The sequence below is a fragment of the Emticicia fontis genome, assembly GCF_054779675.1.
The window spans coordinates 105,229-123,549 of record NZ_BAAGXU010000046.1 but is presented as its reverse complement, the minus strand read 5'-3'; the positions used below and the strand labels follow the sequence as shown (position 1 = coordinate 123,549).

Sequence of the window (18,321 nt, the reverse complement as noted above, 5' to 3'; positions counted from 1 at the left end):
AATCTTTATTTTATATTTCTATAAATCTGAATTAAAAAAAGAAACGTGTTCCTTGTTCCATATCCCTTTCTCCAACCCTTACAATATCCAGCGGAAGAAAAGGAATAAGGTAGCTGAAAGGATAATGGCTACTGGTAGAGTAAGCACCCAAGCCAAAGCGATATTTTTGATAGTACCAGACTGCAAGTTTTTGATACCTTTGCTGGCAACCATTGAACCTGCAATACCCGACGATAAAGAGTGAGTAGTACTTACAGGCAATTTAAACCATGAGGCCATTCCGATAGTAGCAGCGGCTACTAACTCGGCAGAAGCACCTTGGGCATAGGTCAGGTGAGATTTACCGATTTTTTCACCAACAGTTACTACGATTCTTTTCCAGCCAATCATCGTTCCGAGACCTAATGACATTGAAATCATCAGGATTACCCACATCGGTGCGTGGTCAGTATATTTTCTGATACCTTTTTCTTCTTGTACGGCTGCGGCTTTCAAAGCGGCTTTGTCAGCAGTACTTAGAATAACATCTGAATCTTCTACCAGTTTTTTAGTGTTTCCACTAATAGTAAGAAGCGCCTTACGTGCATCTAAGGCATGAGCCTTGTCAACTTTATGACTATCTGCCAACGCATTCAGGAATGCAACACTTTCTTTGATTTTGGCGATTCTCACCTTTTCAACATCTGATGTTTTAGTAGTATCAATTAAGGCTACTTTTTGTGAGATTGTAGCTAAATCAGGTCTGATTTTATCAAAATCAATTGTATTGTTAATTGCAAAGTAAGCCGGAAGTATACCAATCAGAATTAACATTACCAAACCGATACCTTTTTGTCCGTCATTGCGGCCATGGAAGAAGCTTACCAGTGTACAGGTAGTTATCAGAATACCTCTTACCCAGAAAGGAGGTTCTTCGTTTTTCTTAGGTTCGTCGAACATCTGTTTTCTGATATCTTTATTCAATGCTCTCCGAAGCGTAAACATCAGAATAACGGCTAAACTGAAACCCACTAGTGGCGACAAGAATAAAGCATAGAATATTTCTTTGGCTTTATCCCAGTTTACGGCTGCTACTCCTGCTGTATTGTCGGGAAGCAATGCGTATCCCAGGCCTACACCTAAGATCGCTCCGATTAAAGTATGCGAACTTGATGCCGGTATTCCAAAGTACCAGGTTCCAAAGTTCCAGATTATCGCACTGAATAACAAGGCCAGCACCATCGCGATACTGTGATATACATTCTGGTCGATTAATAATTCAACTGGTAGTAAGTTGACAATACTCATCCCTACACCGACACCACCCGTAACAACACCCACGAAATTAACCAGACCAGACCAAACCACCGCTTGGGTTGGTTTAAGCGAATTGGTATAAATAACAGTGGCAACGGCGTTGGCAGTATCGTGAAAACCATTGATGAATTCGAATGCGCAGGCTGCTAAAAGGCAGAAGGAGAGTAACAGAAAAATGTCGGTTTCTAAGCCAAACATAAGGGATTTTGGGTTTAAGTTATTACAGTATGATTATATTGGTGTTCATGGTGCAAAATTCCGAAAGTTTCGAAGATAGTAGAAAGAAAGTGTATTAAGAAATTGTAAATACTTGAAAAGGAAGGATTTAAAAAAACACTGAGTGAATGAGCGATTGAGTGATTAAATTATTGTTTAAGAATCACTCATACGCTCATTCACTCAATTCTTCAGACAAAGCTCATTATCTTATCAAAAAGCTCTCTTTGATTGAAAGGTTTGGTGATGTATTCATTCATCCCGATTTCAATACATTTGTCTTTTTCTCCCACTAATGAGTGAGCTGTCATAGCCATAATCGGTGTTGTATCTTTCAGTTCTTTACGAATATAAGTAGTGGCCTGATATCCATCCATTTCTGGCATCTGTAAGTCCATCAGAATAATATCGTATTGATTATCCCTTACTTTTTCGGTAGCAATCCTGCCATTTACTGCCAGATCGCTTGTAAAACCAAATTTTTCAAGTACACGTAAGGCTAGTTTCTGATTCAGGATATTATCCTCTACAAGTAATATATGTACTTTTTTATCGCTGATCAGCAGCACATTATTACTGGTTTTATTCTTATCAACCTCTTCTTTTACTGTTTTATAGGTAAGTTTAAACGCAAAGGTTGAGCCTTCATCAGGAACACTTTCCACCCATAATTCTCCGTTCTGCAATTCTATCAACGATTTCGAGATACTTAAGCCTAAGCCGGTTCCTCCATATTTACGGGTGGTATCAGAATTGGCCTGCGTGAAGCGGTCGAAAATCATATCCAGCTTTTCCTGAGGAATACCAATTCCGGTATCTACTACCTTAAATGTGATAGTACTTTCAGCATCGGTATTGCTTACCTGGTCTACTACAATATTCACAGAGCCTGAATTTGTGAACTTAACGGCATTATTGGTAAGATTGAGCAATATCTGGTTAAGTCTGGTCGGGTCTCCTAATAGTGTATTAGGTACATTGTCATCTACATGGCAGTCTATTTTAAGACCTTTATCATTCGCCTTCCCTTTCAGAATGTTCTTCACTGTTCGCACAATTTCCTTCACACTGAATGGCACTTCTTCAATCACAATATGCCCAGACTCAATTTTCGAAATATCCAGAATATCGTTGATAATACCCAAAAGATTTTCAGTTGAAGTAGTGATATATGATAGGTATTCAGACTGTTCTTCGTTCAGCGGCGTATCTTTCAGCAAATTGGCAAAACCTACAATGGCATTCATAGGTGTGCGTATTTCATGGCTCATATTAGCCAGAAATACGTCTTTTGCATGCGCATTCTGTTCGGCCTGAACTTTGGCCTTGATGAGTTCTTTTTCTATCAGAATACGCTCGGTCATGTCTACGGCATTACCGATCACATACTTCTCACCATCAATCAGTTCCGAAAGAATATTGTTATACATCCAGGTTTTGAAAGACCCATCTCTATGTTGCACTTTCATCAATCCCTTGAAACTACCTTGCTCTTTTATCTGATGCAGATAAGCTTTTACCACACTGGCGTATTCAGCAGGTACGAGGTCAAACAAAGTCTTTTGCAGATATTCTTCGGCAGAATACCCCAATAATTGCGCTCCGGCAGGGTTCACAGTCAGGAATCTGCCTTTCAGGTCATGTGTACACATCAAGCCTTGCGAGTGTTCGAAAAAACCTCTGTGGCGCTCTTCGCTGAGCATAATCTTACGCTCCCATATCTTCTTGGCAGTAATATCTTTGGCAATGCCTACAAAGCCTGTAATCTCGTTAGAACTATAGGTAAGAGGAGTGAGGGATAACTCAACTGTAATTTTTGTTCCGTCCTTGGTAATATATGTCCACTCGTTGGAGTCAGTATTACCCAATCGGGCTTTGGCAATCAGCGCTTCATCAGGTACATGAAGTTTAATGTCGAGTTCTTTAGTTACTTTTTCGGCATAGGCATAAATCTCTTCCGGGTCGTGGAAAATATTCGCTTTATGAATTCCTACTACTTCTTCTGCCTTGTAGCCTAACATATTTTCAGCCCCTTTATTGAAAGTTCTGATATTGCCGAAATCATCGCTGGTAATAATAGCAATGCCTGAATCAGCATCCAATATTGCTTTCAATTCAGTGTAAACCTTGTCTAATTCAAGTCTTACCTGTTTTTCTTTGTCAATATCTTGCAGCGTTCCATACAGAATATATGGTCTACCATTGTCAAACTCTGCTTTTCCTACGGCTCTTACCCATTTTCTGTTATTTTTGGCCGTAATAATCTGGAATTGAGTATCGAATGATGAGCCAGTTTGAATAGATTCATTCACCATTCTTTCAACCATCTCTCTGCTGCTGCTAGAAAGCAGAATATTATTTTCTACGGTAGGGACATAATCAGTGCCAACTTCATAGATTTCTTTCATAATATCAGAGAACCATATTTCATACGTCTCCAGATTCACTTTCCAGGTACCGATTTTAGCCACCCGATTGGTCGATTCAAGCATATTCTTGGTTTCTACCAATTCCTGCTCTACACGGTTCTGATCGGTAATATCGCGGGCAATGGCATAAGCATTACCTGTCTTCGGGTCTATTGTTGCTACCCATTGCAGCAGCTTATAATCACCATTAACTGTCAGGTATCGGTTATTTACGCTTACAGTCCCGACTTTATTAGAAATATCTTTAAGTTGGTCTCTGGAATATTCTAGATCATCAGGATGAATAAAGTCCTGAATTGGTTTGGTCAGCAATTCCTCTGTTGTCCAGCCAAGCGTTTGCTTGAATGCCGGATTAATCTTTTTAAAATGTGCATCTTCAACCACACAAATCAAATCTTTCGAAAGATTAAACAGGGTCTCGTAATCTTTCAGTTCTTCTCTTTTTTTACGTGCTAATATCTGTGAAATAACTTCTTTAGCTAATATATTGAGCGCTTCTTCCTGATCTTTGCTTAACTTTCGTGGTTTATCGTCAATCACACACATAGATCCCAACGCAAATCCATCTGGGTCAATCAGAGGATAACCTGCATAGAAGCGTACATGCGGTTTGCCTAACACCAATGGATTGTCTTTAAAACGTTCGTCTTGGGTAGCATCTTCCACCGTTAAAAGAACATCATCCATAATCGTATACTGGCAAAACGAGTCCTCACGGGGTGTTTCATCATCATCTAGGCCGATTTTGGATTTAAACCATTGTCTTTCTTCGTCAATAAGCGTAATGACAGACATGGGGACTCCACAAATAATAGAAGCTAATCTGGTCAGACGGTCAAACTCCTCTTCATTTACAGTATCTAGTAAATTGTATTTTTTCAGGGCTTCTAGTCTTTCCTTTTCATTAGCCGGAACAGGTAATAAAGCTGTCATGTCGATTGTTTAATAATCCCTTATAAAACTTAACCATCAAAATTTGTCATAATTTTATCTGGCATAAATAAAATCAGATTTTAGTAAAACATTCATTAAAAATAATGAAGATTGCAGCAGACGTCTGGTTTTAGAAAGATTAAGTAAAAGTTATATATCTTGTATGCAAAAGCCGGAACAGCAAACGAATAAACTATTTGTTTTTGGCCTGATAAATTGCAATTTTTGTGAGTGCAATTCAATGTTTAGTATTCAAAAATCATACCATCCAAGGCTTTTTGTAATGTTAAATCTTCTATCCCGAAATAATCAAAAGTTTTTTTATTAAACGGATACAAGGCACTATTTTCTGTTACCAAATTCACTATTTGTTCGATGAAACTAACAATTGGCATTACTGATTGCGGTGAAAAACATCCGATTTATGAAAAATGGATATTAAGCCATAATGACGATATACGTATAATCAGACTCGGCTACAAAGAAAACAATTTGGCCTTAATCAGTCAATGCAATGGCCTATTATTAACAGGTGGAGAAGATGTTCACCCACGCTTTTATAACAAGCCCGAGAACCTGCCGCTATGCAATCCTGAGTTTATGGATGTGCAGCGTGACGAATTTGAATGGAAGGTTTGCGAATATGTTTTTGCGCATAAAATACCTCTATTGGGCATTTGCAGAGGGTTACAGTTTGCCAATGTTTTCTTAGGTGGAACATTGATAGGGGATATTCCGAGCATCGGGAAAAACAATCATTCGAAGTATTACGAAGGCAAAGACCGCTATCATCAGATAGGAGTTGTGCCAGACTCAAATCTGGCAATGATTGTGGGCACAACAGCGGGAGAAATCAATTCAGCACATCATCAATCGGTTGATATGCCTGCTGAAACTTTGGTAGTCAATTCATTATCAGAAGATGGTATTGTAGAAGGCCTGGAATGGAAGACCCCAAACAACCATTCGTTGACACTGGTACAATGGCACCCTGAACGCATAGAAGATTCAGGAAATCCATTTAATAATCGTATCAGAGAGGTATTTATTCAGGCGGCGGAGGAGTTTAGTCTTAAACTATGCCGCGACGGCGGACCGTTTTAGCTGATTTATGTGATTTCACTGACGCTAATTATGATTGATTTTTGATAAACCTCAATAACTTTTTTGTTCATACTTAATTATTTCAGCAAATTAGTCTCATAAAAATTATAATCAGTACAATCACATAAATCAGCTAAAACGGTCCGCCGTCGCGGCATAGTTCAAGACTAAAATCACTCATTCACTAAATCACTAAATGATTCACGACATAGTTATCATAGGCGGAGGCCACAATGGCTTGGTAGCAGCTTGCTATCTGGCTATGGCAGGTAAGAAGGTATTGATTCTGGAGAAAAACGATTATATAGGAGGAGGTACCACCTCGCAGAAAGTTTTCCCTGACTATGAGGCTTATCTTTCACGCTATTCTTATTTAGTTAGTCTTTTCCCGAAGGAGATTTTTGAGGAACTGGATATTCATGTAAATCTACTTCGCAGAGAAACCGCTTCTTATACGCCTTATCAGCAATACGGGCACAACAAAGGTTTAATTATTAGTAATATCGATGAAAATCTTTCGAAGCAATCGGTTCTTGACTTGGGCTATGGAGAAGCAGAGTGGGAGGGGTATCAGGCGATTCTGCAAAAACAACAAACCTTTGCCGATTTGATCTGGGATTCGTTTATGCAACCGCTCAAAAATAAGGAAGAATGGAAAACATATTTTGAAAGACATGGGCAAAGCGAACTCTGGAAGAGTTTTGTGGAAGAACCTATTGGTAAACTGATTGAAAGCCACGTGAAATCAGATATTCTGCGAGGTGTATTAATGACTGATGCCAAAATAGGCTCTTATACCCATGCCTACGATCTAAGTCTTTTGCAGAACAAAACCTTTATTTATCATATTATTGGCAATAAAACAGGCGAATGGCGGGTACCACAGGGTGGTATGGGCAATCTGGTAGCACAGTTGATAGAAAAGGCTCTTGAACTGGGCGTAGAAATCAAAACAAATGCCGAAGTAATGCAGATTGAAAGAGGAGAGGAGTTGAAAGTCATGTATCAGATGAATGAAAGAACATATAGTATAAAAGCCAAAGATATTTTATTGAATGCCCCGCCTAAAGTATTAGAACAGCTCTTAGGAAATATTCCGCTGCCCAGCCACCCAACCGAAGAAGGAACGGCCTTTAAGATTAATCTCCTACTGAAAAAACTGCCTCAACTGAAAGATACTCAGGTAAGCCCCGAACAGGCATTTGCCGGAACATTCCACATCAATCAATCGTATGAGCAGATGGAAGAAACCTTTGACAGGGCTTCTTCAGGCAAAATTCCTGACCCGATTGCCTGTGAAATTTATTGCCATACTTTGACAGACCCCTCTATACTTTCAGAAGAATTACAGGAACAGGGGTATCATACACTCACAGTTTTTGGCCTTGATTTACCTTATGAGTTATTTGTCAAAGATAATGAAGCCGCTAAAAAAGAAGTAGTAGCCAGATTTCTGAAAGGCATTAATGCTTATTTAGCCGAACCGCTGGAAGATTGTCTGGCCAGAGACAAAAACGGTAATCTATGTCTGGAAGCCAAAAGCTCGGTAGACTTAGAAAAAGAACTAGGCATGACACGGGGAAATATCTTCCATAATGGCTTATCCTGGTTTTATGCTGAAACTTCCGACGCCATAGGTAAATGGGGAGTAGAAACCCCCTACGACCATATCTATATCTGTGGCTCTGGTGCTGCCAGAGGCGGTGCAGTCAGCGGAATACCGGGCAGAAATGCAGCGAAGGTAGTGCTAGGTGTATAACAATTTACTGTTTCCAACCTGGCCCTTTTACGAATCTGCCTGATTTTACACCTGTATGCGTGCCGTCTTTCAATACTTGTTGCCCGTTTACAAAGACGTGTACCATGCCATCGGATAATTGATGAGGTTTTTCGAAAGTGGCATTGTCTTTCATTTTAGCCAAATCAAAGGCTAATACATCAGCAAAATACCCAACCTTCAATCGCCCTCTTTTCTGGATTTTCAGGTTATCGCAAGGTAAAGACGACAATTTTCTGATGGCTTCCTGCAAAGAAACCACCTTTTCATCTCGCACATATTTACCAATTAATCGGGTAAAACTACCGTAAGCTCTCGGATGGGCGCTTGATTTAAGAAATACGCCCTCTGGTGCCATCGAAGCTGCATCAGAGCAGAAACTCATATAGGGCAATTGTATCTGTTTTTTTACATTCTCTTCACTCATTAAGAAGTACACTACTTCTACTCTTGAATCATCGTCAATCACCAGATCCATTGCCGTTTCATACCAGGTTTTGTGGCGTATGGTGGCCACTTCTGCCAGAGTTTTGCCAATATATTTTTTCAAAGAATCCTGCTTGAATCCAATCAATAAAGTTTTATCTGCTCCGGCTGCCAGACAAAGATTTTCCCAGTCTTTTTGTTTGGCTTGCATTTCTTCGCCAACTCTTCTTCTGATAATCTCTTCTTTAATTCTTCTGCGCCATTGCGGCAAGCCACCCTCTTGTACCCATGGTGGCATGGCGGCATCCAGACCGGTTGCTCCGGCAATATAATTATACATATCTGCGGTGATATTGATACCAGCCTTGCGGGCGCTGTCAATTCGGGCAATCACTTTATCTAATTTATACCAGTTATCTTTTCCGGCAGCTTTCAAATGATATATCTCAGAATGGATATTGGCATCCTTTCCTATTTTGATAATTTCATCAACAGCCTCTTCCAGTTTGTTGCCCTCGCTTCTGATGTGTGAAATATACATACCGCCATATTCTGAAGCTACTTTGGCTAATTCGGTCAACTCATAAGTATTGGCATAAGTGCCGGGTACATAAATAAGCGACGAACCAACCCCCATAGCGCCCTCTTGCATTGCCTTTCTTACCTGTTGCCTCATTCTTTCCAGTTCTTCTTTATTCGGAGGACGATTGGCATACCCCAATTCATTGGCTCTTACGGTAGCTGCGCCAACAAAAGAAGCTACATTGGTAGAAACTCCTCTTTTTTCGAGATAATTGAGATACTCTCCCAGGCTTGTCCATTCAATTTTATATTTAATATCACCTTGCAGGCGTTGTGCATAGGCTTTGACCGAATCGCTCAATGGTCCCATCGAATCACCTTCTCCCATTACTTCAAGCGTAACCCCTTCTTTGATTTCTCCCAGAGAACGACCATCCTGAATCAGGCTTTCCGTACTCCAGCTTAGCATATTCACAAAGCCCGGCGAAATCACTAGTCCATTCGCGTCAATGGTTTGTTTGGTGCCCGATTGACCCGATAAATCACCAATAAAGGCAATAGTATCAGCCATAATAGCAATATCAGCTTTTTGTGGTTCACCACCACTGCCATCATAGACCAAGCCGTTTTTAATGATAATATCATAGGTAGATTTTTCCTCGCAGGAACTCAAAACTAATAGCGTAAGCAGAAATAATAAGAGTCGGCAGTATCGCATGTGTTTAGGGATTAAAATAATCGGTGCAACAAATTACGATTATTAGATGGATAATTATTGGAAAAATGCAATAAAAAAAATCTACACTAGAATTCTAGCATAGATTAATGAATTTCTAACAAACTATATAAATTTTATTTCTTGTCTTCTCTGGCGAAAATTTTACTAACTACTTTCCATTCCCCATTGATCTTCAGTAAATTGAAATAATCGGTTAGTTTAGTGGTTGGCATATCTAATTCTAATTTAGCTTGAGCGGCAGTTCCTGTAATATCAATGCTCAGAATTTTGGTTGTACGGTCAATTTTTTTTCCTGCATTTGCCTTACCACCCTCTAGGTATTTGGCAATAGGTACATCTCTGAACTCTCCGGTTTTTACGTCAACAAATTTCATAAAAGCCGTTGGGTGAAATACCTTAGCCATTTTTGCCGTATCGCCATAAGTACCACCATCTAGATAGTTCTGAATGGTCTCTTTTACTAATTCAAGATCTGACTTTTGTGCTAATGCAACCGATAATTGCGTTAAAAGACAGAAAACAATAAGCATCAATTTTTGCATGATTAATTGAGATTTAGAATGATTTTTTTACGTTTTTCTTTATCATCGGTCCAGACTCTATACACTTTGAATACAACAATCTGCATAAAGTCATCCCGACGTTTTTCATTGAGGAAAACTGGACCATCCGGGCGGAATTTTTTCAGAATCGGTCGGAAATTCTCTTCACTCTTGCGATACGTCAGACTGTCAGGATATTCAGTAATCAGTACAATATTATTACTGACACTATCGGCCTTGTTGACCAGCATATAATAAGAGCTGATAATACCCTGCTTGATGGCTTCTTCTCTAAAGACTTTCCAATTGTTCTCAAAAAAGTAGTGGGCTTCGTTCCAGAGTCCGTTTTTGACCTTGACAATGTCCATAATCACATAAGTATCTTTTTGAGCATGGGCTTTTTGCCAGAATAGAAAACCTATCAGTAATAGGAGAGTTAGCTTTTTCATAAATATATTTTTGATGCAATATTAGAGTAGTGGCAACACTCCAGAAACATTATTAGACCGTTGCCTCATTTTTTTCGACCTACCTATCTTTATAAGAAAGCATCGAAAAAAAGAGCAGATGTATCGAAATAATTAGGGATAATTGCCTAAAAAAAGGAAATTTGGATATGAATCAGACTCGAATCAATTTCAAGGGTATACAGGTAGTACTTTGGGTTATGGTATATACCATGCTTATTATGTATTTTACCCAAAAAAACAGATGGGAAATGGGATTCGTAACTGCCAATATTTTTGTGGTTTTCTTTTTGGCGGCAGTTTATGGGAATGCTAATTATTTGATAGTCAAGTTCTTTCAAAAAAGGAAATATTGGGAGTATGGTTTGTACTCTGTTACGTTTTTGTTAATCACGGTTTTTCTGAGAATGTTTATTGAAGACCAATTGCTCAATAGAATATTTATCAGACACACCTTTTACGGATGGAACTTTACCCATTTTTCTTTTTTGTTAATGACACAGTTTTTAGCCTTTCTCTTTGGGTTCCTGCTTCGTATTTCAATTGATTATGTAGATCTATTGCATACACAGGAGATACTGAAAAACAAACAATTGACTACTGAACTGAACTTGTTGAAAGCACAGGTGCAACCCCATTTTTTGTTCAATACACTCAATAATATTTATTCACTAAGCGTCTCGAATTCACCCAGAACTCCTGAGATGATAGCCAAGCTATCAGATATGATGCGGTATTTTGTGGATGAGGCTACAAAAGAAAAGGTGCTATTGGAAACTGAAATACAATTTCTTGAAAACTACATTGAATTGGAGCAAATCAGAATGGTGAATCCCTTGAAATTGACCTTTACCAATGCCATAACAGACAAGCACTTTATGGTTTCACCTATGTTATTGATACCTTTTGTGGAGAATGTTTTTAAGCACGGAGTAAACAAGACCATGAAAGACAACGAAGCCGAAATATCCTTAAATCTGGAAAATAGTATTCTATATTATATAGTAAAAAACAAAACATTCAACCAGAAAGCAGGCACTTGGAGAAGTTTGGCTAATTTGCAGAAGCGATTAGATTTACTATATCCTGCTGGCTTTGGTTTCGAAGCCTACTGCAAAGAGGGCTATTTTTATGCATCTTTATCGTTCCCTGTATGATTAAATTCAATTGTCTGATTGTAGATGATGAGCCGCTGGCTGTTTCTTTGATGGAAAACCACATCAAACAAGTGCCATTTCTGACATTGGCTGGCAAGTGTTTTAATGCCATGGAGGCCATTGCTTTTCTGGAGAAAAACGAAGTAGATCTGATTTTTCTAGATATTGAAATGCCTTACCTCACTGGTATGCAACTCAAAAGCTTTCTTCCCGAAAAACAGAAAGTAGTATTCACTACAGCCTACTCTGAGTTTGCGATTGAAAGTTATGAAAAAAATGCTTTCGACTATCTGTTGAAACCCATCACCTTTGAGCGTTTTCTGAAATCCGTCAAGCGTTTGCAAAGCCCTGAAACTACCAGGTCTGCAGTAGCAAGCCCGGCAGAAATACATATTTTTGTAAAATCAGGCAGAGAAATTATCAAATTGGAATATGATGATATGCTGTATATCGAGGGACTGAAAGATTATGTAACCATAGTAACCGACAACGAGAAAGTAGTTACCTATAAACTCATGCGGGAATTAGAGGAAACCCTGCCACCCAATTTTGTCAGAGTACATTTGTCGTACATTATCAATTGCAATAAAATCAGGAAAATCAGCGATAATCAGGTGATTATTCAGGAAAAGAGTATACCCATTTCAGAAAAATATCGGGAAGGCTTTTTGCAGAAAGTAAGCGACAGAATGTTGTAGCTTATTCAAATAAATCACTCCATTGCAGCAATATCTTCATCCTTCCTTGAATGTGTCATTACCATTATTGATTTATAATTATATCTACCTGAATCCTTCCCATTGATAAGTCAAAATAGAAATATCATAAGGTGTGTTTTCTCCCGCTCTGAATTCTTTGCGGTCTATTATATCGAACTCTTCTTCATCAAAATCCGGGAAAAAAGCATCTGCATCGAAGACCTGATGTACAATCGTCAGATAGATTTTATCTGCCATCGGTATAGCTAATCTGAATATCTCTTCACCACCTAATACAAATACTTCTTCCTGATCGGCGCATTTTGTCAATGCTTCTTCTAAACTGCCTACCACCTCAAAACCGGCCTCCACTTCATAATCCTGCTGACGGGTGATAACATAATTACCCACCTCCGACCATATCCTATGCGGATTATCATAGCTCTTCCGCCCCATAATCATCTTTTTGCCTTTAGTAACGGTTTTTAGATTATCCCAATCGGCAGCAATAGGTTCCCAGGGTAACGCATTATTGAGCCCGATGGCTCGGTTTTCACTCATCGCAGCAATTAAAGAAATAATGGGCATGGCTGTTAGCATAGTTTAGATAATAAGTACGAAAGTATCAATTTCTGGTAATTGTGCAAGTTTATTTCGACATTAATGCCGACTTTAGTCGGTATATAAAATAAAATTTATTCCTTTGTTTTCTTAGCGGTGAATTTATTCACCGAAAGCCCGGGCAAATTGTTGCAACTTAAACCTATTATAAGCTTGACTAGTGCCACTTTGATACTTACCCTAGCCGTTTTACTAAGAATCTTTTCCAATCCGTTTGCCAATGTTTTTCAGAAAAAACTGACTATTCAAGGGCTTTCGCCTTTGTTTGTCAATTTCTTGACTTATTTCATTTTAGGATTGGTTTGTCTGGCTTTTACTTTTCAACTAGACTGGAGCCGTATCTCTGCTGATTACTGGATTTACTCCATCATCATGGGTTTATTAGGCGCTTTAGGAAACCTATTTCTAGTAAAAGCTCTACAAGCTGGCGACCTTTCAGTTCTGGGGCCTATTAATGCTTATAAAGCGGTTATAAGTATGATTATTGGCGTTTTCCTGTTGCAAGAGATTCCGGGTATATGGGGATTGATAGGAGTGGGGTTAATCATTGCCGGAAGCTATTTTGTATTAAACACCACCGAAGAAGGTTTTAGCTGGCAACTTTTTAAACGAAAGGAAATCCAGTTCAGAATCTGGGCAATGATTCTGACAGCTACCGAGGCCATCATCGGGAAGAAAGTAATTCTGGTTTCTTCTTATATCCATTCTTTTTTTAGCTGGTGCTGGTTTGGTACCCTTTTTTCATTGATTCTGATTCTATGGAATAGAGAGAATGTGCTTAAGCATGTTCAGAAAATTGAATTTAATACAATGGGTATATTTTTAGGGCTTATTCTATGCATCGGTATTACACAGTTTTCAACCACTTATATATTCCAACTGATGCCGGTAGGCTATGCCTTATCGCTTTTTCAACTTTCGGTTCTGGTAAATATTTTTCTGGGCTACCGGATTTTCCAGGAGCAGGATATTTATAAAAAACTGATCGGCGGCGTGATTATGATTATTGGCTCGGTATTGATTATTTTGTTTTGATAAATCTATCATCCCTTCACATAAGCTAATTTTTCGGCTACCTTCCCATTACGAACTTTGAAAACATCTACACCTCTCAGATGCCAAGGTTTGCCATCTTTGGTTTTGCGATAAATCCATCTTACCACGCATCGGTCGCCATCGGCAAATATATCCTCTGCTTCAAAAAAAGCGTCAGGGTTATTCGTGAAGAATTTTGTCCAGTAGGCTCTTACTGCCTCGGCACCAACTAAGCGCGTGCCGTCTGGTGCTGGATTCGTATTCTCAAAAATACAATCTTCTGTCATGGCATTCATCACGGCATCTACATCATGGCGATTGAATGCTTCGTTGAATCTTTCTACAGCGGCAAGCGTAGTACTTTTGGTAGAAGTATTGGTTTCAGTTATCATACCTGTCCGGGTTTGTTTATGTTTGGAACTGAGTTTGCAAGATGCCAGAATCATGGATACCAGCATAAGGAATGTCAATGTTTTATTCATTTGATTAAAAGCAGTTTAATTGAAATGAAATAAAAACGGAACGCAAGATGCCGAGGCTATCGCATCAGCAATCCAAGCCTCCTTAAAAAGGAGTAACTATCGAACGGAGGAAAATTAATATAAAGATTCTGTGTAGACAATCTCCTCAAAAAATTGGTGAGGGTTGGTGTAATATGCCGCCCGGCGACGGCCGAGCGGCGAAAAATTATAACGTATTCAGCGAATCATAATATCTGAAAACTTCAATTAACCCTTGCTCGGTTTTCAGATTGATTTTATTGTTTCTTATAAATTGCTCAAGTAATGGTTTTTTGCCTTTTGGGAAAGACTGAAGTGCTTTCTTACCCAATGTTACTGCCCGTAGCATATCGTCCTGAATAGTGTAGTACTTCTGGTATTTTCTGAACTCCCCCTCATACTCAGAGTCCGCTCCTTGCGTTTCATAACCTGTTTTTTCAGCACTTTTGGTGTTTAGAATACAATCGTAGCCTTTTAGGAAAATGTTTTGCCCCAGATAAAGTGTCTCAAGGAATATATTTTCGTATTTTCTGAATGTATGTCCTTCGATTGTAAACTCATCCGGTCGCACCTCCAGCGCATCGCCCTGAGAATTTTTTACAACATAAACCACATTTTTATGAATATTATAAGCCATCAGAAAATGCATATCTTTCCCATTTTCTGCACTCATCATTCCTTTAAACCATCCATTTTTAAAATAAGGAGTGCCCTTGTAGACTTTCGTAAATTCTTGGGTAGTCCTGCTACCTAAATTCTGCGCTTTATAATAGGCCACAAGCGTAGTATCACCTTTTTCATTAATAACAATCTTGGTTTGATTGTTATCCGCAGTTTTTTCGTCTCTGATAAAATACCGGTAATCTTTGGCCGGATTATAGAGCTCCTGCCCCATAACACAGCATGGCAACGCCACAAGCGTGAAAAGAAGTACGAACGTTTTCATAGGTAGTAATACGAATAAATATCTATAACAAAATTAAAAACAAAAAATGTATTTTTCTTATAATATCTTTGAATATTATAAGAGTCATTGATGCTTATTTCGTCAAACCTATCATGTCTATACTTCTTTGTTTTACAGCGCTTCCAGATACAACGCCTTGAAATCTTCCCTGCTCACAGGTTTGGGATTATTCGGGTGGGCAAAGTCGGCAATAGCTAAATCTGCTAAGGTTTCTATATGCTCGTCTCGTACACCAATCTCTCTTAAACGGTGTGGAATATTGATACGACTGTTCAGGTTGAATAAGTAGGTTACTACGGCATCACCTGTTTCGTCTTTCAGGTCTAAAGTGCGGGCAATTCTGCGGAATTTGTCTTCAAACCCTGCAATATTGAATTTCATACCATAAGGAATATTCACGGCATTTGCCAACCCATGATGCGTATCAAGCAAAGACGAAAGCGGATGCGCCAGCGAGTGTACAACACCTAAGCCTTTCTGAAAAGCAATTGCACCCATCATCGAGCCTAATAACATCTTGCTACGTGAATCAACATCAGGACTATGAACCGCCTTTTCTAATGAGTTGTGGATTAATGAAATACCCTCAAGGGCAATACCTTCACAAATAGGGTGGTACATTTTGGCCAGAAAAGCCTCCATGTTATGAGTTAAAGCGTCCATTCCGGTAGCTGCCGTTACGAATGGTGGTAAATCCATCGTCAGAAGAGGGTCAGCGAAAACGATTTTTGCCAATAATTTAGGCGAAAAAAGAATTTTCTTCTGATGCGTCTCGTCATCGGCAATAATGGCACTTCTTCCTACTTCACTACCTGTACCCGAAGTGGTTGGAATGGTAATAAAATGCGGTACATCGTTGGTAACATAGATGTCGCCGCCAATTAAATCGTCATATTTAAATAAATCTTCTCTATGATTGATGCGTAATACAATCGCTCTTGCCACGTCCATTGCTGCACCACCGCCAATGCCTATAATACTGTCTCTTTCAGTAGCATAGTAGGCTTCATCGCCCTTATAAACGTCTGATTTAACAGGATTTTTATGGATGTCAGAGAAAATTTCTACGCTAATACCTTTAAGACGTAAATTCTCTTCAATTCGCTTTAGAAAAGGTAAACCTGCTACTACTGGGTCGGTTACAATCAATGGTTTTGAGAGACCATTATCTTTCAGGTAATCAGCCAGTTCGTCAACGGCACCAGCGCCAAAGCGTATTTTAGTAGGGAAGTTGTAGGTCGAAATCACAATAGAAAAGATTAATAAAATGAATAATAAACAGAAAAACCATCAATCAAACAAAAGTAATTAATAAGCTCGTTTGATTGATGGTTTCCCAATATTTTTTTGTTGACAGGTCTTAATCGCGTCTGCCCAGATACATACTCAGGTAGTAGAGCAAATTGGCTACTGCGCCAGCGGCTGCAACTACATAAGTAAGGGCCGCCCATTTCAAGGCATCTTTAGCCATCGCATGTTCACGACTATTTACTACACCTCTGTTTTCCATCCATGCCAGGGCACGATTGCTGGCATCATACTCTACCGGCAAAGTAATCAAGGCAAAGGCCGCAATCAATCCATTGGCTACTACTAAAGCCAAAAGCACTGTTTGCGCAAGGGCAGTATTTCTGGAAAGGAAATAAAATATACCAAAAATACCGAACATATACACGAAGTTCATGACATTAGTAGCTACATTTACAATAGGTACCAAAGCTGAACGCATCTTCAATGGAGCATAGGCTACTGAATGTTGCACCGCGTGCCCGCATTCGTGTGCTGCCACAGCCGCTGAAGCCGCACTGTTGCCATTATATACATCGTAGCTCAGATTAACAGTCTTATTAGTAGGGTCATAGTGGTCTGTTAATTGCCCTTCTACCTGCGTGATTCTTACATCATATATCCCGTTATCGTTCAGCATTTTACGGGCTATTTCTGCGCCTGTCATACCATTAGACAATCCAACTTGTGAGTACTCGGCAAATTTTCTCTTTAATCTTGACGAAACTGCCAAGCCAAGCAGCATAAAAACAATACTTATTACAAAAATCATAGCTTTACTTTTTCATTTAAATTCTGATTGTAGTTTGACGGATTTTAGTTGAGTAGGTTTAATACTACTCGTAAAGGTATCAGTCTAAATCCTTTATTTTTTTGATGATAGCCGTGGTTGAATAACCATTTACTAATGCCACTGTTTTCACCTCTCCTCCATTAGTTATAACAAAATCTGCTCCAACAATGTTCTCAATAGTATAGTCGTCACCTTTCACGAGAATATTCGGACATATTGTCTCAATCAGTTCTTTAGGCGTTGGTTCATCGAACAAAATGACAGTATCTACAAATTCAAATGCCGACATCATTCTGGCTCTTGCATATTCATTCACAACCGGACGACTTGGGCCTTTCAGCCTTGATACTGAGGCATCTGTATTTAAACCCAATACGAGTTTATCGCCCAGGTTGCGGGCTTTCTCCAGATAATCGATGTGTCCTAAATGCACAATATCAAAGCATCCATTAGTAAAAACGATTTTCTTCCCCTCAGATTGCCATTGTTTTACTTGTTGGGTGGCCTGTTCTTTATTTAATATTTTTGATTCGGTCATTTTTGTATTTAAAATTATCTTTACATTCTCTTCCTCAATCCATTAAACATCTTAATTATCTTTATACCTTTTATTGACTCACTTCAAGAAAAAGTTTTCTGATAAATATTTGATGTTCTTAGTTATTTTTTGGTACTATTTCTAGTAAGTCTTTCAATATTTAAAAAATCAATAATATTACCTTTCCACATTATCACTCTCTTTTCTTTATTCAGAGCAAAAAAATAATCAACCTCTGGCGGCACAGCTGAACTAAGTGTATCTATACCTCTTC

16 protein-coding genes are annotated in these 18,321 nt (G+C 38.9%); 5 read left to right on the top strand and 11 right to left on the bottom strand.

The window, feature by feature from the left end:
- Positions 1–78 precede the first annotated feature (78 nt).
- Positions 79–1,494 (bottom strand): inorganic phosphate transporter, encoded by a 1,416-nt coding sequence (locus ACYVFA_RS20195; protein ID WP_460473665.1) that lies wholly within the window; start codon positions 1,492–1,494, stop codon positions 79–81.
- Between the two features lie 209 nt (positions 1,495–1,703).
- Positions 1,704–4,874 (bottom strand): PAS domain S-box protein, encoded by a 3,171-nt coding sequence (locus tag ACYVFA_RS20190; protein WP_460473664.1) that lies wholly within the window; start codon positions 4,872–4,874, stop codon positions 1,704–1,706.
- 375 nt (positions 4,875–5,249) lie between these two features.
- Between ACYVFA_RS20190 and ACYVFA_RS20185 the strand changes: the two genes are divergently transcribed.
- Together ACYVFA_RS20185 and ACYVFA_RS20180 are read left to right on the top strand one after the other, a co-directional pair.
- Positions 5,250–5,978 carry a gamma-glutamyl-gamma-aminobutyrate hydrolase family protein gene (locus tag ACYVFA_RS20185; protein WP_460473663.1) on the top strand — a complete coding sequence of 243 codons (729 nt, stop codon included), beginning with the start codon at positions 5,250–5,252 and terminating at the stop codon, positions 5,976–5,978.
- Between the two features lie 196 nt (positions 5,979–6,174).
- A complete protein-coding gene (locus tag ACYVFA_RS20180; RefSeq protein WP_460473662.1) occupies positions 6,175–7,737 on the top strand; it encodes a phytoene desaturase family protein in 1,563 nt (520 codons plus the stop codon).
- 4 nt (positions 7,738–7,741) lie between these two features.
- Here the strand turns inward: ACYVFA_RS20180 and ACYVFA_RS20175 are convergent, their stop codons facing one another.
- The 3 genes from ACYVFA_RS20175 to ACYVFA_RS20165 form a co-directional block, all read right to left on the bottom strand.
- Complete coding sequence (locus ACYVFA_RS20175; protein ID WP_460473661.1) at positions 7,742–9,421, bottom strand: N-acyl-D-amino-acid deacylase family protein; 1,680 nt, start codon at positions 9,419–9,421, stop codon at positions 7,742–7,744.
- 134 nt (positions 9,422–9,555) lie between these two features.
- Entirely contained in the window at positions 9,556–9,984 is a 429-nt protein-coding gene (locus ACYVFA_RS20170; protein WP_460473660.1) for a nuclear transport factor 2 family protein, read from the bottom strand.
- Between the two features lie 2 nt (positions 9,985–9,986).
- Complete coding sequence (locus tag ACYVFA_RS20165) at positions 9,987–10,433, bottom strand: hypothetical protein (protein ID WP_460473659.1); 447 nt, start codon at positions 10,431–10,433, stop codon at positions 9,987–9,989.
- A 167-nt stretch (positions 10,434–10,600) separates the two neighbouring features.
- On the opposite strand from ACYVFA_RS20165, the gene ACYVFA_RS20160 reads away from it, so the two are divergent.
- Together ACYVFA_RS20160 and ACYVFA_RS20155 are read left to right on the top strand one after the other, a co-directional pair.
- Positions 10,601–11,608, top strand: coding sequence for a sensor histidine kinase (locus tag ACYVFA_RS20160; RefSeq protein ID WP_460473658.1), 1,008 nt, complete (start codon positions 10,601–10,603; stop codon positions 11,606–11,608).
- A complete protein-coding gene (locus ACYVFA_RS20155; RefSeq protein ID WP_460473657.1) occupies positions 11,605–12,306 on the top strand; it encodes a LytR/AlgR family response regulator transcription factor in 702 nt (233 codons plus the stop codon). Before ACYVFA_RS20160 ends, ACYVFA_RS20155 begins: the two co-directional genes overlap by 4 nt.
- A gap of 84 nt (positions 12,307–12,390) precedes the next feature.
- Here ACYVFA_RS20155 and ACYVFA_RS20150 read toward each other — a convergent pair whose 3' ends face one another.
- The gene (locus tag ACYVFA_RS20150; protein ID WP_460473656.1) at positions 12,391–12,906 is read right to left on the bottom strand and encodes a dihydrofolate reductase; all 516 of its coding nucleotides are present in this window, start codon (positions 12,904–12,906) and stop codon (positions 12,391–12,393) included.
- Between the two features lie 174 nt (positions 12,907–13,080).
- On the opposite strand from ACYVFA_RS20150, the gene ACYVFA_RS20145 reads away from it, so the two are divergent.
- The gene (locus tag ACYVFA_RS20145; RefSeq protein ID WP_460473655.1) at positions 13,081–13,962 is read left to right on the top strand and encodes a DMT family transporter; all 882 of its coding nucleotides are present in this window, start codon (positions 13,081–13,083) and stop codon (positions 13,960–13,962) included.
- Between the two features lie 8 nt (positions 13,963–13,970).
- On the opposite strand, the gene ACYVFA_RS20140 is transcribed toward ACYVFA_RS20145, so the two are convergent.
- The 5 genes from ACYVFA_RS20140 to rfaE2 form a co-directional block, all read right to left on the bottom strand.
- Positions 13,971–14,444 carry a nuclear transport factor 2 family protein gene (locus ACYVFA_RS20140; protein WP_460473654.1) on the bottom strand — a complete coding sequence of 158 codons (474 nt, stop codon included), beginning with the start codon at positions 14,442–14,444 and terminating at the stop codon, positions 13,971–13,973.
- Positions 14,445–14,649: 205 nt separating this feature from the next.
- Positions 14,650–15,408, bottom strand: coding sequence for a hypothetical protein (locus ACYVFA_RS20135; RefSeq protein ID WP_460473653.1), 759 nt, complete (start codon positions 15,406–15,408; stop codon positions 14,650–14,652).
- A 132-nt stretch (positions 15,409–15,540) separates the two neighbouring features.
- Positions 15,541–16,677, bottom strand: a complete 1,137-nt coding sequence (locus ACYVFA_RS20130) for an iron-containing alcohol dehydrogenase (protein WP_460473652.1) — start codon at positions 16,675–16,677, stop codon at positions 15,541–15,543.
- Positions 16,678–16,789: 112 nt separating this feature from the next.
- Positions 16,790–17,488: a zinc metallopeptidase gene (locus ACYVFA_RS20125; RefSeq protein ID WP_460473651.1), complete on the bottom strand. Its 699-nt coding sequence runs from the start codon at positions 17,486–17,488 to the stop codon at positions 16,790–16,792.
- Between the two features lie 79 nt (positions 17,489–17,567).
- Positions 17,568–18,047 carry a nucleotidyl transferase family protein gene (gene rfaE2 / locus ACYVFA_RS20120; RefSeq protein WP_460473650.1) on the bottom strand — a complete coding sequence of 160 codons (480 nt, stop codon included), beginning with the start codon at positions 18,045–18,047 and terminating at the stop codon, positions 17,568–17,570.
- Between the last annotated feature and the right edge of the window lie 274 nt (positions 18,048–18,321).

Bases quoted from the DNA above. Each gene is read 5' to 3' on its own strand.
- ACYVFA_RS20195 (WP_460473665.1), bottom strand. From the start codon at position 1,494: ATGTTTGGCTTAGAAACCGACATTTTTCTGTTACTCTCCTTCTGCCTT.
- ACYVFA_RS20190 (WP_460473664.1), bottom strand. From the start codon at position 4,874: ATGACAGCTTTATTACCTGTTCCGGCTAATGAAAAGGAAAGACTAGAA.
- ACYVFA_RS20185 (WP_460473663.1), top strand. From the start codon at position 5,250: ATGAAACTAACAATTGGCATTACTGATTGCGGTGAAAAACATCCGATT.
- ACYVFA_RS20180 (WP_460473662.1), top strand. From the start codon at position 6,175: ATGATTCACGACATAGTTATCATAGGCGGAGGCCACAATGGCTTGGTA.
- ACYVFA_RS20175 (WP_460473661.1), bottom strand. From the start codon at position 9,421: ATGCGATACTGCCGACTCTTATTATTTCTGCTTACGCTATTAGTTTTG.
- ACYVFA_RS20170 (WP_460473660.1), bottom strand. From the start codon at position 9,984: ATGCAAAAATTGATGCTTATTGTTTTCTGTCTTTTAACGCAATTATCG.
- ACYVFA_RS20165 (WP_460473659.1), bottom strand. From the start codon at position 10,433: ATGAAAAAGCTAACTCTCCTATTACTGATAGGTTTTCTATTCTGGCAA.
- ACYVFA_RS20160 (WP_460473658.1), top strand. From the start codon at position 10,601: ATGAATCAGACTCGAATCAATTTCAAGGGTATACAGGTAGTACTTTGG.
- ACYVFA_RS20155 (WP_460473657.1), top strand. From the start codon at position 11,605: ATGATTAAATTCAATTGTCTGATTGTAGATGATGAGCCGCTGGCTGTT.
- ACYVFA_RS20150 (WP_460473656.1), bottom strand. From the start codon at position 12,906: ATGCTAACAGCCATGCCCATTATTTCTTTAATTGCTGCGATGAGTGAA.
- ACYVFA_RS20140 (WP_460473654.1), bottom strand. From the start codon at position 14,444: ATGAATAAAACATTGACATTCCTTATGCTGGTATCCATGATTCTGGCA.
- ACYVFA_RS20135 (WP_460473653.1), bottom strand. From the start codon at position 15,408: ATGAAAACGTTCGTACTTCTTTTCACGCTTGTGGCGTTGCCATGCTGT.
- ACYVFA_RS20125 (WP_460473651.1), bottom strand. From the start codon at position 17,488: ATGATTTTTGTAATAAGTATTGTTTTTATGCTGCTTGGCTTGGCAGTT.
- rfaE2 (WP_460473650.1), bottom strand. From the start codon at position 18,047: ATGACCGAATCAAAAATATTAAATAAAGAACAGGCCACCCAACAAGTA.